General features: G+C 36.0%; 8 protein-coding genes and 1 pseudogene. 6 read left to right on the top strand and 3 right to left on the bottom strand.

The annotated features are described in order from the left end of the window. Window positions 1-15: 15 nt before the first annotated feature. From AC1Q51_RS15410 to AC1Q51_RS15395, 4 genes and pseudogenes are all read left to right on the top strand, one after another. Window positions 16-108: pseudogene (locus AC1Q51_RS15410) on the top strand (iron-sulfur cluster assembly accessory protein); the annotation flags it as partial. A gap of 413 nt (window positions 109-521) precedes the next feature. Beyond that, the gene (locus tag AC1Q51_RS15405) at window positions 522-1292 is read left to right on the top strand and encodes a hypothetical protein (protein WP_016513190.1); all 771 of its coding nucleotides are present in this window, start codon (window positions 522-524) and stop codon (window positions 1290-1292) included. Between the two features lie 405 nt (window positions 1293-1697). Then, window positions 1698-1883, top strand: a complete 186-nt coding sequence (locus AC1Q51_RS15400; RefSeq protein ID WP_002094183.1) for an O-methyltransferase — start codon at window positions 1698-1700, stop codon at window positions 1881-1883. A gap of 106 nt (window positions 1884-1989) precedes the next feature. Further along, window positions 1990-2343, top strand: coding sequence for a YxeA family protein (locus AC1Q51_RS15395; protein WP_000833143.1), 354 nt, complete (start codon window positions 1990-1992; stop codon window positions 2341-2343). Window positions 2344-2373: 30 nt separating this feature from the next. Here AC1Q51_RS15395 and AC1Q51_RS15390 read toward each other — a convergent pair whose 3' ends face one another. Then, entirely contained in the window at window positions 2374-2835 is a 462-nt protein-coding gene (locus tag AC1Q51_RS15390; RefSeq protein WP_492331590.1) for a 2-thiouracil desulfurase family protein, read from the bottom strand. Window positions 2836-2915: 80 nt separating this feature from the next. On the opposite strand from AC1Q51_RS15390, the gene AC1Q51_RS15385 reads away from it, so the two are divergent. Continuing rightward, window positions 2916-3797, top strand: coding sequence for a helix-turn-helix domain-containing protein (locus AC1Q51_RS15385; RefSeq protein ID WP_000535237.1), 882 nt, complete (start codon window positions 2916-2918; stop codon window positions 3795-3797). Between the two features lie 17 nt (window positions 3798-3814). Here the strand turns inward: AC1Q51_RS15385 and AC1Q51_RS15380 are convergent, their stop codons facing one another. Both AC1Q51_RS15380 and AC1Q51_RS15375 read right to left on the bottom strand, forming a co-directional pair. Then, window positions 3815-5062, bottom strand: coding sequence for an MFS transporter (locus tag AC1Q51_RS15380; protein ID WP_000391931.1), 1248 nt, complete (start codon window positions 5060-5062; stop codon window positions 3815-3817). A gap of 218 nt (window positions 5063-5280) precedes the next feature. Then, a complete protein-coding gene (locus AC1Q51_RS15375) occupies window positions 5281-5760 on the bottom strand; it encodes a GyrI-like domain-containing protein (RefSeq protein WP_098236321.1) in 480 nt (159 codons plus the stop codon). A 448-nt stretch (window positions 5761-6208) separates the two neighbouring features. On the opposite strand from AC1Q51_RS15375, the gene AC1Q51_RS15370 reads away from it, so the two are divergent. Beyond that, the coding region (locus AC1Q51_RS15370) for an isopeptide-forming domain-containing fimbrial protein (RefSeq protein ID WP_492331589.1) at window positions 6209-15360 on the top strand (9152 nt) is incomplete at its 3' end.

The following is a 15360-nucleotide window of genomic DNA, read 5'->3' as shown; positions in this document are numbered from 1 at the left end:
AAATTGAACGCATAATTCACGATTGATTATCTAAACGCAATCGCATCATGCAGATTTGGATCATTTTTCCGTACAGCGACGAATGCTGGTAAGCCAGAAGAGTGCTAAGTTTTTAGCCAAAATAGAAAAGACCTTTTTAGCGATAGAATAAAATCGTTAGAAAGGTCTTTTCTTTTGGCGTTAAAACAGAAAATGCATGTAAAGTTACTTTAGAATTTAATTTGAATGTTATTATATATAGAATATATGATAATTATTGTGAATTCGACTTTCATATTGTTCGTTTAAGACAAGATTATGCAACAGAAATGTAAATGAATAGCAGAAATATACTATTTATTAGTTATATTTAATGTTAATATTTGTAACGAAGATGATTGGTGAGGGCTGATTAAAGTTTCATTTTATATAAAAAAGGTGCATGAGGGAGAAGGCTATAGCAAATTGTATAGAACTGAATAGTTCCGTATTAATTTAAATACGTTGATTACTAAATATTAAAAAATACCGGGGGGATTAGAGTGAAGTCATTTAAGAAAGTACTTATAGTAGGGATGGCGTTGACTACAGTATCGATTTTGGGAGCTTGTTCTAGCGATACAGACGTATTAACAAAAGTAGGAGCAAAGCAACCAGCGAAGGCGGAAGGTGACGTACTAAAAGATCAGAAGAAAACACCTATGACTACGAGTAAACGTGAAAGTATTAAAAATGAGGACGCTTCATCATCACAGAAGCGTTATATTTCTCATGATGAATCTCAAAAAATTGAGGAAGGTATGACGTATACGGATATTCTTAATACGATTGACTACGGTGGTGAGAACATAAAATATTATAATAACAATGAAAAACGCGTATTTTATACTGAAAAAGATACGGATGGTACATATGAAATTATGGTTGAATTAAATACATATGGTTACGTTGTGAATATTGAACGTACTGCTATAAAGGATACAGATAAAGATAAAGGTAAGGAGAATCGGGTATCTACGAAACGTATTGAAGAGCCTGTAAAGGAATATGAAGAAAAAAACGATCGTGTACCGTGGTATAAAGATGTAAATAACAATTCGGCAGCAGTAAGTTACAATCACTATTTGAAAATCAAAAAAGGTATGCCTGCGAATCAAGTAAAAGCTGCAATTGGACAGCCACATGTGATTGAGAAATATAAATCTTATTCAGTATATGACTATACTGGTTATGGTGGAGAAGGATCATTACGTGTAATCTTTGAACCGAATGGAACTGTTACGGATGTAGTGGAAGACGGTTTACCACGATAATAAATTAGTTACGGGAAGAGTTGTAGTAAAGTTGTCTTTGATTTTATAAAGTTTTTGGAGCATCCCCGAATATAGGTGGAAAAATAATTCTATTAGCCATGTTGATTATAGTATTAGTATTTACCGAAGTTTCTTCCCAATTCAATAGCGTTATTGTGCATGTTGTTGTCGTATTATTCTTGTTGGTATATACCGCAGTATGGCAGCAATTGTAACTGGACGTAAAAGGAAGCGGAGGAGTAGCAGCTTCCTTTTAAAAGAAGGAGGAAAATATGATGGAGGATATTCTTGAATTCATAGGGAGATACGTAATTAAACCTATTATTAGTTTAGTGAGATATCTTGTAATAGAGATTATAATTGAGGGGATAATAGAAGGCGTAATAAACGGTATAAGGAAATTACGTGATAAGTGGCGAAATTGGCGTGAAAGACGTTATTGGCGGTAGTGTAGCTGATGAGAGTGCAAAACAAAAACGTTATACAGAAGTTATGAAGAAGTTTAATGAAATGATAGCAAACCACCCGCATTTAGAATCTGTACTCGTTCCAATTGGTGATGGAATGACAATTTCTAAAGTGAAGAAATAATTATTATCTTACAAAAGTGTAATGTTCATGTCATGTTTTTGAATTTCTTCTTTAAGCTCCGGGCTTTAAGATAAGAATATAAGAAAAAACATATGAGGTGAAGGAAATGAAAAGATACATTGCACTATTTAGTATTTTAGTTGTATTTGCAAGTTTGTTAGTTGGTTGTGATTTAAACCGTATGGGTAAAGATGAGTATTATGTTCAAATTACAGTAGATGGAAAAGAATTTGATAGTAAAGCTAGTGATGGGCAGAAATTTAAAGATTATGAATACAAGCTGACTGGCTTTGATAAAGACGGTAAAGAGAAAGAATTAGAATTCATAGCTCAAAAAAATCTTCGTAAAGAAGCATTCCTACGCGTATACCACTCAGATAAAAAAGGTGTAACAGCTTGGGAAGAAGTGAAGAAAGACGAGCTTCCAGCGAAAGTGAAAGAAAAATTAGGCGTGAAATAAGACAGATAGAAAAGGAATTGACGAACAGGGTCAATTCCTTTTTTTGCTTTCAAATTCTTCTTCTGAAATGACTTTAAATCCGTGTCTTTTAAATAAAGCAGTAGTTACCCCGTAACCAGTTTGCTTATTGCCATTAAATTCACCAGTGTAAATCGTAGAACTGCCACAAGATGGACTATGTTCCTTTAAAATAATATATTCTGGATGTAAATTTTTAATTTGTTCTAATGCTTTATAAGCACCATTTACGAAAGCTTCTGTGACATCTTCACCATCTTTTGTCATCACTTTCGCTTTTCCGTCCAAAACGTCGTCGCCATTCCCGCCAATAATTTCAGCAGAAGGACGAGGTGTTGGCAGTCCTCCTAATACTTCAGGACAAATGAGGACTGTATCTTCTTTTTGTAGTAGCTTCTCTATTTTTGAAACGAGATTGTCATTTCCGTCATATCGACAAGCTATACCACCTAAACAAGCGCTAATTACGATCATATTTTCATCTCCATTAAAAAAATATTAAATTCCACGCCAAATTCTCTTCCTGCCTCTTACTTATAAATGAGGTGATATAAATGGGAAGCTTATATAATTTAATGAAACCATACAGTGAATTTCGAAGTAAAGAAGAGTTTAATGCATATCAAAAACAAGTTTTGAAGTGCTATCGATTTCAATTGAATAAAACGGATGCTACCATTATTCATTTTTTAGGAAAGTATGCGGTGAATGAGAAACAAAAAACAGTAGGAGTCGCCTGTCCGTTAATGGAGACGATTGCGAAGAATGTTGGAAAGAGTATTCGTACAGTACGCCGTTCAATTGCAAAGTTAGAGGAACTAGGAATTATAAAGCGTGTTGCAACAAAAGAAAGACATAAGCGCGGCGGGTATAGTGCGAACTTATATATTTTTCTTATATCTGCAATTGACCGCATGGATGACCGTATGAAAATGTCCGCATGTGAAAGTGAGGATTATACAGCTGGCTGTAGCGGAAAGGAGCAAAAAAGCGAGAGGGAAACAACTCTTTCTAAAAACATTCCACAAATAAAAGAGAAAAGAAAAATAACGTACGAGCTTGATGAGACGTATTGCCGTCATGATATACCGAAGCCTTTTATATACGCACTGGTACCGATGACGAGTAATCCGAAGAAAATTAATATATTTTGGAGTAAGGTCGAGCTTGCGTATAAAAAGAGCGGGTTACTAGAGCAAGGTGTTTTACTAGAGCAGATATTAGCTGATGAAGAAGTGTATGGAAATTTCATTTGGCGAGTGAAGAGTGTTGTGAGAGCTTATAAATATGGGGAAATCCGTAAAAATGTGAAGGCACTTTTATATAGTACAGTGCGAGATTTATTTTTAGAGGTTGGATTAGAATGGGGAGCAGCTGTGAGAAGAAGTAAGGGGATAGCGTTATTTGATCCATTTAAAAAGGAGCCATGCGTATAATACATGACTCCAAGTAGCTAGTCGAACTTTCTTACAACTGGAACACGAATCGCTACAAATAGTACGAAGACGATAACAGCAATTGCACCGCTTTTCATAACGGTTACGATTGGAATTCCCATTGCAAGTGCGATTGATGTGAATGCATAAGAGAGCGGGATAAAGCCCATGGATGATAGCATAAGTAAGCTCATTACGCGTCCCATCATTTCCTCTTTTACTGTCGATTGAATCATCGCCATAAGCGGAACGATAGCCATTGCAATTGTAATACCATAAAACATGCCGGCTAATAATGCTTGCCAAAGTACGGTGCTAAAGTTGATGGATAAGAAGAATACACCAGACAGTAGCATCATGATAATGCAAAATAGTCCGCGTCTACGATTAATATTTTTTAAACCGACAATGACAGCGCCTATTGCCATTCCGCCGCCTACAGATGCTTCTAAGTAACTGAAATGGAGCGAGTCACCGTGCAGAACATTTTTAACGAAAAGCGGGAAACCGACTTGCATCGGACCAATTAAAAATAAATTTAAAAAGGCGCTACAAAGAAGGAAAGTTGAAAGGAATGGCGATTCCTTTACATATAAGATTCCTTCTTTAATGGAAGTGAACATACCTTTATCTGTATCTTTTAGTTCTGGCATCGTAAATTGTATTTTTTGAACGAGTATGGCTGCGACAATCAGTAATAAAATTGTAATAGAAAATATTGTCTCGTAGTTTGTAAATTTGATCAGAATTCCGCCAAGTACAGGTCCTAAGATGACCGATGCTTGGTTCGTCATTTGTGTAAGTGAATTCGCTTGTGTTAACCGGCTTTTTTCTACCAATTCAGGTAAGATAGATCCATCTGCTGACCAGAAGAAAGCATCAGCAAGTCCAAAGAATAAAGCGAATAAAGCAAATGTATATAGTGTTACATCACCAACGATAAACCATGTGAGAATGGTTGCGACAAGAATCGCTCGAATAATATTGGAGTAAAACATAATGTTTTTTTTCGGGAATTTATCAGCTACAGCGCCGCCGATAATCATAAAAATAAGCCTTGGAACACTAAGAGCTACGAAAACAACACCGAGTGAAGCTTCAAGGTTTAATGTTTTTGCTATGTACCACGTTTGTGAAAAAGTAAAAAAGGCTAAAGCAAAGCTTGAAAAAAGAGTAGCTGCCCAAAGAAAAAGGAAATTCGTATTTTTTAATAACGGTTTTCCGCTTCCTTCTAAAGCAGTTTTATTTTGTTGTAGTTCCTCCATATTGCTTCCTTTCTATGTGACAAATTTAAACTAAAAAACCAGTAAACGCCCGATTGGTGAGGGCTAATACTCAATGGGAGATGCCCTCCGCTGAGTATAGTTTCACTTTATACAGTTTCTAATATTTCTATACTGCACTTTCTCATTGTAGACAATAATAATGGATTTGCCCAGTAGCTATTTAACGACAAAAAAAGATGCCGAATGGGCATCTTTTTTTAGGCTAACGCCATATAAATATCCAATTGTGCATGATTTGGGTCTAATGCTCTTTCGGCGTAAAGTTCAAAGTCTGTTGTGAAGGCACGTTTATTTTCTTTCGACCATTTCCAAATATATTCCCAAGCTTCGCAAACGACTTCAGCAACTGGTCCCTTTCTCGTTGTAAATACCGCATACGTAGCGGCAGGTATTGTTAAAGTTGTCATATTTTCAGGAACATCTTCTAATGAAGAAACGGGCATACCGATTGTAAATGTATATGTACCAGTTTCATCTGATTCGTAGTTGGAGTAGAAAGCGAATGTTTCTTTCGTTTGTTGATTTGGGATGTGATGCATCATTTGTTCTTGAAAGTATTTGTTCCAAAGCCCGGGGATTTTTCCTTCAGGAGATGTCTCTATTTCATTAGTTGTCGTAACCGAAACGCCGATTGCTTGGAAAGCTTCTTTTTTTACGATAATGGGTTCGTGTAGCATAAAAAATTCCTCCTTTCAAAAAGAACGTTTGTTCTTATTTAATATAACATATTTTTACATGTAACGGTTGTTATTTTTAGAAAATTTTAATCATAAAAAACAAACTGAAAATAACTAAAAAATGGTAAATTTTCTATTGTATGTATAAATAGGATGAGGAGTATGTTAAAATTTTTAAGTATCCTTTAACTGTTATATAAACCTATATAGCACGGTGTTTTTACTATATTAAAAGTATGGTAAAGGTTTGTATAAGTGTCCGATATATATGCTATTTTTGATAAATTAAAATAGTAATATTCTATGAGATTTATATTGTTGAAATTGGGATTTCAACGATACATTTTCATAGGTCGGATTGTTGCGAGTGGATATATATTGCTATGTATACGGCTACGAAATTAAGTAGACGGATAGCAAGTATATAGAAAGGAGAAAGGTAGAAAATATGAAGCAAGTATTGAAGTGTTTTAATGTCGTAACGATGATCACACTTCTCCTATCCATCATATTGCCTTCACCCAGTGCTTTTGCTACAGAGATAAATAAAAAAAGCTGGGATGAGTTACAAGGAAATGATGTGAAAATTAAGGCAGAGCAAGTAAATGCTGAAATATATAAGGGAGAAGTAGCGGAGAGGGAGCACGTATTTCAATATACGATTGAAAATACGGGAGCTACACCAATTCAAGAATTGGTGCTTAAACAAAATAATGAAAATGAAATTACGTTCCCTTCGCAATCTGTGAAAGTAAACGGAGAGAAGTTACCTGAAAATAAGGTAGCGGATTTCTATGTAGAGGAAAAAGATAAGGGAGGAGAGGTTCTTTCTTCTAATCTTAAAATTAAAGATTTAAAATCACATGAAAAAATGACTGTGTTAATAAAAGCTCGTCGTGCACAACATTTTAATAAAGAGTATAAGCAAAAAATTAGTGTGCAAAAGGATCAACTACAAATAGGAAACATGTCTGTAGATGTTGAAGGGATTCCTTCTGAAGACAAGGTTGAAGCTAATACCGATGATGAGGCTGACAGTAGTAAGAAAGAAATCGGATCACCAGCTGATGCTAAATCAAAAGAAGTGGATGGAAAATTAAAAGTATCTGCAGGAGATAAAAATAAACCTACAGCGAACACGGAACTAGTGAAGCAGCCAGTAGATAAAGATGAGAAGAAACTAGAAAAAGAAGCGGAAAATCAGAGCGATGCAAAAGTACAAGCTGCATCAGAGAATGCTTCGAAGGTTCAAATGCAAACAGGGGATAAGCAAGGATTTGGAGATCCACTGTATTCTACAATTACTGCTGGTAATTTAGTACAGACTGGTAATGTAACACTTGGTTTGACGACTGATCATTATGGCAGACAAAGTATGGGTTATAAAACGAATAAAATGACTGTGGACGTTGATAACGATGATAGTACTTTTAATTCGTCAACAGGTGCATTTCCTAACATTCCTGCCGGAAGTAAAGTGAAAAAGGCTTACTTATTCTGGACAGCAGCAATGGGGTTACCAGGAAATATTGCTGATAGAAAGGTTACCGAGGATCAAGTAAGGCAACCAGTCAAAATGAAAATGGGAAATAAAGAATATGCAGATGTAACTGCTGATAGCATACGAAAAGCGGATTACCTACCTTATATTTCTAATTACTCAGGTAGTGGCGCAGGATATGTTGCGTATGCAGATGTAACAAATGTAATTGCACAGCAAGGGATTTCACAAACGTTGACAGTTGCAAATGTGCCACAAATTAAAGATGTAACAGGTGGCGGCTATTACTGGGGTAACTGGAATCTTATATTAGTTTATGAAAACTATAAAGAAACAGTAAAAGACATGAAGATTTGGGAAGGGCTAGTCTCTCAAAAAAGTACAGCCTGGACAGATATTAGTGTTAATAAAATAAACACACCAAAAGAAGGTGCTTTTAAGGCGAAATTTAGTTATTTTTCATCGCAAGGTGACCCAGCTGAGAAAGATGGATATGCATATGATTATGGAGAATATGATTTTGGTGCTGGATATATAAAGATAAAAAATATTAACGGTAAAGACAATGATGCGAATGATTCGTCTATGACAGAAGTACAAGTAGACGGTACTAACGAGTTTGTTACAAAAAAATATCCAGGATATAACCCGGATTGGACAAATTCATTCAGTACTGACATTCATACGTATCATCTTGAAGGACCTACTCAAGTAAAAAATGATTTAAAAGAAGCAAAAATGCGTTTTAGAGCAAATGGTGGCGGTGGTGATATTTACGTATTAAATAACGCTACATTCGTTACAGAACATAATGCTCCAAACTTACAAGTTGATAAAAAGGCATTAGATAGTGCCGGTAAAGAAGTTAAGGAAATTAAAGCTGGTGAAGAGTTTACGTATCAAATTGAAGTGAAGAATGATACGAAAAATAACCAAGCACCTGTATCTAATGTAAAAGGTTTTGATAAATTAGATGATCGTTTAGAGTATGTTCCGGGATCTATACAATATATTTCTGGAAGTAATAAAGGAAATAAAACAGATAATGCAAGCGATGATGAAGCGGAGTTTGTAAATAATCAAATTGATTTCCGTGTTGGTGAAGGTGCTAATGCTAAAGACGGCGGTGTTTTAAAGCCTGGTGAAAGTGCCATTATTACATTCAAAGTAAAAGTGAAAGCTTCTGTACAATCAGATACAACAATAAAAAATATCGTTGCTGTAAAGGGAAAAGATAGTACCGAGGTAAATTATGAAACTACAGATGATGCAAATGTTACGGTTACGCTTCCGAAAGAAGTTCCGGGAGAAATAGAAGCAAGAAAAATAGCTTCTAATAAAACACCGAAGCTAGGTGACGAGGTAGAGTATCGTATTACATTTAAAAATAAGACAAAAGATGGACGTCTAGATGTATTGACAATTGAAGACGAATTACCAAGTAATCTTGAATACGTGAAAGATAGCTTGAAAGCAGAAGGTGCAAAACCAGAGCCAGTAGAGCTGAAGTTTAAAAATGGAAAAGTAATGGCAAAGTATCCAGAAATTATGGATATGGAAGAAAGAAGTATCGTCTTTAAAACAAAAGTAAAAGAAACTGCAAAAATTGGTGAAGAAATTGTTAATAAAGCAACCGTTAGTGATAAAACAAATCCACCAAAGGATTTAGAGGAGAAGATTACACCACAGCATAAGGCCGGTAAAATTGCTGCAAAGAAAAAAGCAACAAATAAAAAGCCGAAGCTAGGAGAAGAAGTTGAATATCAAATTAGCTTCAAAAATACGGTGGAAAACGGAAAACTAGATGCAGTTACAATAGAAGATGAAATTCCAGCTAACTTAGAATTTGTTCAAGGTAGTGAGAGAGCTGAAGGTGCTGAACCAAATCCAGTAGAGTTAAAAGTAGAAAATGGTAAGGTAATCGCAAAATATCCAGAGATTACGGATACAAAAGAGCGAAGCATTTCCTTTAAAGTGAAAGTAAAAGAAGAGGCAAAAGCCGGAGAAACGATTGTTAATAAAGCGGTTGTGAGTGAGCCAAATGGACAGTCTGAGCATCCAGAAGAAAAGATTACGCCGGATTATAAATACGGTAAAGTGGATGTTGAAAAAAGCGTAACGAATCAAACACCAAAACTAGGAGAAGAAGTGGAATACCGAATTACATTTTATAATACGGTAGAAAACGGAAAACTAGAAAAGGTGCTAGTAGAAGATACACTACCTAAAGGTGTTGAATACGTGAAAGATAGTTTGAAAGCTGAAGGTATAAAACCAGAGCCAGTAGAACTAAAAGTGGAAGACGGCAAAGTAATGGCAAAGTATCCAGAAATTACGGATACAGAAAAAAGAAGTATTGTATTTAAAGTGAAAGTAAAAGATTCGGCAAAAGTAGGGGAGGCAATTGTAAATAAAGCAATTGCAAAAGATCCGAAAAATGAGCCTGCTGAATCGAAGGTTGTTATTACACCACAAAGTAAAAAAGGTGAAATTGCTGCTACAAAGGTAGTTAATAATAAGAAACCGAAGCTAGGCGAGGAAATCGAGTACCGCATTAGTTTTCATAATACGGTTGAGAACGGAAAACTAGAAGAGGTGCGAGTGGAAGATACAATTCCAAAAGGTCTTGAATATGTAGAAAATAGTATCAAGGCCGAAGGAGAAGCACCTGGACCAGTAGAATTAGCTGTTGAAAATGGAATAGTCAAAGCTAAGTATATCGATATTATGGATATGAAAGAAAGAAGTATCGTCTTTAAAGTAAAGGTGAAGGAAGAAGCAAAAGTAGATAAAGAGATTGTCAATAAAGCAATTGTTGATGATACGAAAAATCCACCGATTGAGCCGGAAGAAAGAATTACTCCGCAATATAAGGATGGAATAATTGATTCGAAGAAGACAGTAGATAATCCATCACCAAAACTAGGAGAAGAAGTAGAATACCGAATTAGCTTTAAAAATACGGTAGAAAACGGAAAACTAGAAAAGGTAACGATAGAGGATATAATTCCTAACGGTTTAGAGTATGTAAAAGGCAGTGAAAAGGCTGAAGGTGAAAAACCAGCTCCATTAAAGTTAAGTGTGAAAGATGGAAAAGTCATTGCTGAATACGAAAATATTACAGATATGAAAGAAAGAAGTATTGTCTTTAAGGTAAAGGTGAAGGAAGAAGCGGAAGTAGGTAAGGAAATCATTAATAAGGCAATTGTTGATGATATGAAACATCCGAAAGAACCAGAAGCAAAAATCACACCATTACACAAAGATGGAAAAATTAAAGCGAAGAAAATCGTAAATAATGAAACACCGAAGTTAGGAGAAGAAGTAGAATACCGAATTAGTTTTAAAAACACGGTAGAAGACGGAAAACTAGCAGAGGTGAAAATAGAAGATACTTTACCCGAAGGTTTAGAGTACGTAGAAAACAGTGTGAAAGCAGAAGGTTCTAAGCCGGATCCAGTAGAATTGAAAGTGGAAAATGGTAAGGTAATGGCGAAGTATCCAGAGATTACGGATACAGAAGAAAGAAGTATCACTTTTAAAGTGAAAGTAAAAGATGAAGTGAAAGTCGGTAAAAAAATCGTCAATAAAGCAATTATTGATGATACGAAAAATGAGCCAGAAACACCGACGGCAGAAATTACTCCACAGCATAAAGACGGAAAAGTGGAAGCGAAGAAGACGGTAAATAATGAAACGCCGAAGTTAGGAGAAGAAGTGGAATACCGAATTAGCTTTAAAAATACGGTAGAAAACGGAAAGCTAGCAGAGTTAAAAATAGAAGACGATTTACCAAATGGATTAGAGTATGTGAAAGATAGTTTACGAGCAGAAGGTTCTAAGCCAGATCCGGTAGAACTGAAAGTGAAAGATGGAAAAGTAATCGCAAAATATCCAGAAATTACGGATACAGAAGAAAGAAGTATCGTCTTTAAAGCGAAAGTAAAAGAAGAATTTAAGGTTGGTGAAGGCATTGTCAATAAAGTAGTTGTTGATGATACAAAAGATCCAACAACTTCAGAAGTAACAATTACGCCAGAATATAAAGACGGTAAGCTTAAAGCAGAGAAATTTGTAAACAATAAAAAACCGAAATTAGGAGAAGAAGTAGAATACCGAATTAGTTTTAAAAACACGGTAGAAAACGGAAAACTAGTAGAGGTTAAAGTAGAAGATGAAATTCCAGCTGGATTAGAGTTTGTAGAGAACAGTTTACAAGCAGAAGGATTTAAGCCTAGTCCGGTAGAATTAAAATTTGAAAACGGCAAGGTAATGGCAAAGTATCTAGAAATTGCGGATACAAAAGAAAGAAGTATTATTTTTAAAGTGAAAGTAAAAGAAGAGGCAGAAATAGGCAAGGAGATTGTTAATAAAGCAATCGTAGTAGATACAAAAAATGAGCCAGAAGAGCCTCGTGTGGAAATTACTCCGCAATATAAAGATGGTAAAATTGCTGCGCAGAAAGTAGCCAATAATCATAAACCGAAACTAGGAGAAGAAGTAGAATATCGAATTAGTTTTAAAAATACGATAGAAAACGGGAAACTAGCAGAGGTAAATATAAAGGATGCCTTACCAAATGGTTTAGAGTATGTAGAAGGCAGCATCACAGCAGAAGGTTCTAAACCGAAACCAGTAGAGCTACAGGTGAAAAATAATAAAGTAATGGCAAAGTATCCAGAAATTACAAATACAGAGGAAAGAAGTATTGTCTTTAAAGCGAAGGTAAAAGAAAGCGCAAAAGTGGGAGAAGAAATCGTAAATGAGGCAATTGTAGATGATACAAAGAATCTACCAGAAGAGCCTTATGTACCGATTACACCACAATATAAAGATGGAAAAATTGAGGCAAGAAAAGAAGTAAGTAATCGTGAACCGAAGTTAGGTGAGGAAATCGAATATCGAATTATTTTTAATAATACGGTGAAAGATGGAAAACTAGTAGAGGTAAAGATAGAAGATAAAATTCCAGCTGGATTAGAGTTTGTAGAAGGAAGCGAAAAGGCTGAAGGTGAAGAGCCAAAACCAGTGGAGTTGAAAGTAGAAAATGGTAAGGTAATGGCAAAGTATTCAGAGATTATGGATACGAAAGAAAGAAGTATCGTCTTTAAAGTGAAGGTGAAAGATTCGGTTACAATAGGTAAGGACATTACAAATAAAGCGATTATCCATGTTGATGATCCGAACCATCCAGTAATTGATCCAACAGCAAAAATTACACCGCAATATAAAGACGGTAAAATTGCTGCTCATAAAAAGGTGAATAATCATAAACCGAAGCTAGGTGAAGAAATCGAATATCGAATTTCATTTAATAATACGGTGAAAGATGGAAAACTGGCAGAGGTCAAAATTGAGGATGAAATTCCGTTTGGTTTAGAGTATGTGAAAGATAGTCTAAAAGCAGAAGGTGATAAGCCGGCCCCAGTAGAGTTGAAAGAAGAAGCTGGTAAGGTTAGTGCGAAGTATGAAAATATCACTGACATGAAAGAAAGAAGCATTATCTTTAAAGTGAAGGTGAAAGATTCCGTTGAAGTGGACAAGGCAATTGTAAATAAAGCAATTGTTGATGATACAAAAAATCCACCAGAGCGACCGGAAGTAGATATTACACCGCAGCATAAAGATGGTAAATTTAAAGCTAATAAAAAGGTAAGTAAAAAAGATCCAAAGCTAGGAGAAGAAGTAGAGTACCGAATTAGTTTTAATAATACGGTAGAAAACGGAAAACTAGCAGAAGTGAAAATTGAGGATCAACTACCAAATGGATTAGAGTATGTGAAGGATAGTTTAAAAGCAGAAGGTAATGAACCAAATCCAGTAGAGCTAAAAGAAGAAGCTGGAAAAATCACAGCGAAGTATGAAAATATTACTGATACAGCTGAGCGTAGCATTATCTTTAAGGTAAAAGTAACAGAAGCAGTAAAAGTCGGGAAGAAAATCGTGAATACGGCAATTGTGGATGATGATAATCCGAAGAATCCTCCGCAAAAACCAGAAGCGATTATTACACCGGAGTATAAGAATGGAAAAATAAAAGCTGAGAAAACAGTAAATAACCCAGCTCCAAAATTAGGAGAAGAAGTAGAGTATCGAATTACGTTCCGTAACGTAGTTGAGCACGGAAAATTAGCGAAGGTGAAAATTAAGGATGAATTACCAAACAGTTTAGAGTTTGTAGAAGGTAGCGAAAGAGCTGAGGGGGATAGTCCAAAACCGTTGCATGTTAAAGTGAAAAACGGCACAGTACTCGCAGAATATCCAGAAATTACGGATACGAAAGAAAGAAGCATCGTCTTTAAAGGAAAAGTGAAAGAAAAAGCTAAAATTGGCGAAGCGATTGTGAATACGGCGGTTGTGGAAGATACTATAAATCCGCCAGAGAAACCAAATGTCGCTATACAGCCTCAACATAAAGATGGTGCATTACAAGCAGAAAAAACAGTAAGCAATCATGAACCGAAGTTAGGAGAAGAAGTAGAATATCGAATTAGCTTTGAAAATACGGTAGAAAACGGAAAACTAACTGAGGTAAAAGTAGAAGATAAAATTCCAGCCGGTTTAGAATACGTACAGGATAGTATAAAGTCTGATGGGCCGGAACCAAATCCAGTAGAACTTAAAGTTGAGAATGGAAAAGTAACAGCAAAGTATCCAGAAATTACGGATACGAAAAAAAGAAGTATCATCTTTAAAGCGAAAGTACAAGAAACGGTACAAGTAGGAAAAGAAATTATAAACAAGGCGGTTGTGGATGATAATAATCCGACAAATCCACCGGTTGAGTCACTTGTACCAATTACACCGCAATATAAAGATGGGAAACTAGAGGCAAGGAAAGAAGTAAGTAATCATGAACCAAAGCTAGGGGAAGAAATCGAATATCGAATTACTTTTAACGGCATAGTAGATGGCGGGAAGTTAGTTGATGTAAAGATTGAAGATGAAATTCCGTCTGTTTTAGAGTATGTGAAAGATAGTCTGAAGGCCGTAGGTGATAAGCCTGTACCAACAGAACTTAAAGTTGAGAATGGAAAAGTAACAGTGAAGTATCCAGAAATTACGGATACGAAAGAAAGAAGTATCATCTTTAAAGTAAAGGTAAAAGAATCAGTAAAAGTTGGAGAGGAAATAACAAATAAAGCGATTATTCACGTAGATGATCCAAATCATCCAGTTATGGAACCGACAGCGACAATAAAGCCAGAATATAAAGATGGTAAGGTAAAAGCAACGAAGACAGTAAGTAATAAAGAACCGAAGCTAGGAGAAGAAATCGAATACCGAATTAGCTTTGAAAATACGGTAGAAAACGGAAAAATAGCAGAGGTAAAGATAGAAGATGAAATTCCAGCCGGTTTAGAGTACGTGCAAGATAGTATTCGATTTGAAGGGGCTGAACCAAATCCAGTAGAGTTAAAAATGGAGTTTGGAAAAGTAATAGCGAAGTATTTAGAAATTACAGATACAAAAGAACGTAGTATTATTTTTAAAGCGAAGGTAAAAGCAGCACCAAGTAAAGGGATAACAAATAGAGCGATAGTGGACGATAGAATAAATCCACCACTTGAGCCTACAGTTACAATTTTACCGAAAACAAAAGAAGATTTTAAGATACCGGAAGATCCGAAAGAACCGAAAGAACCGAAAGAACCAGAAGTGAAACCGGAGGATCCGAAAGAACCGAAAGAACCAGAAGTGAAACCGGAGGATCCGAAAGAACCGAAGGAGCCAGAAGTGAAACCAGAGGATCCGAAAGAACCGAAGGAACCAGAAGTGAAACCGGAGGATCCGAAAGAACCGAAGGAACCAGAAGTGAAACCGGAGGATCCGAAAGAACCGAAGGAGCCAGAAGTGAAACCGGAAGATCCGAAAGAACCGAAGGAGCCAGAAGTGAAACCGGAGGATCCGAAAGAACCGAAGGAGCCAGAAGTGAAACCAGAGGATCCGAAAGAACCGAAGGAGCCAGAAGTGAAACCGGAGGATCCGAAAGAACCGAAGGAACCAGAAGTGAAACCGGAGGATCCGAAAGAACCGAAGGAGCCAGAAGTGAAACCGGAAGATCCGAAAGAACCGAAGGAGCCAGAAGTGAAACCGGA

This window comes from Bacillus sp. MT94 (assembly GCF_058792475.1).
Note: the sequence above shows the minus strand (reverse complement) of the source record. Positions and strands in the feature narration are given on the sequence as shown.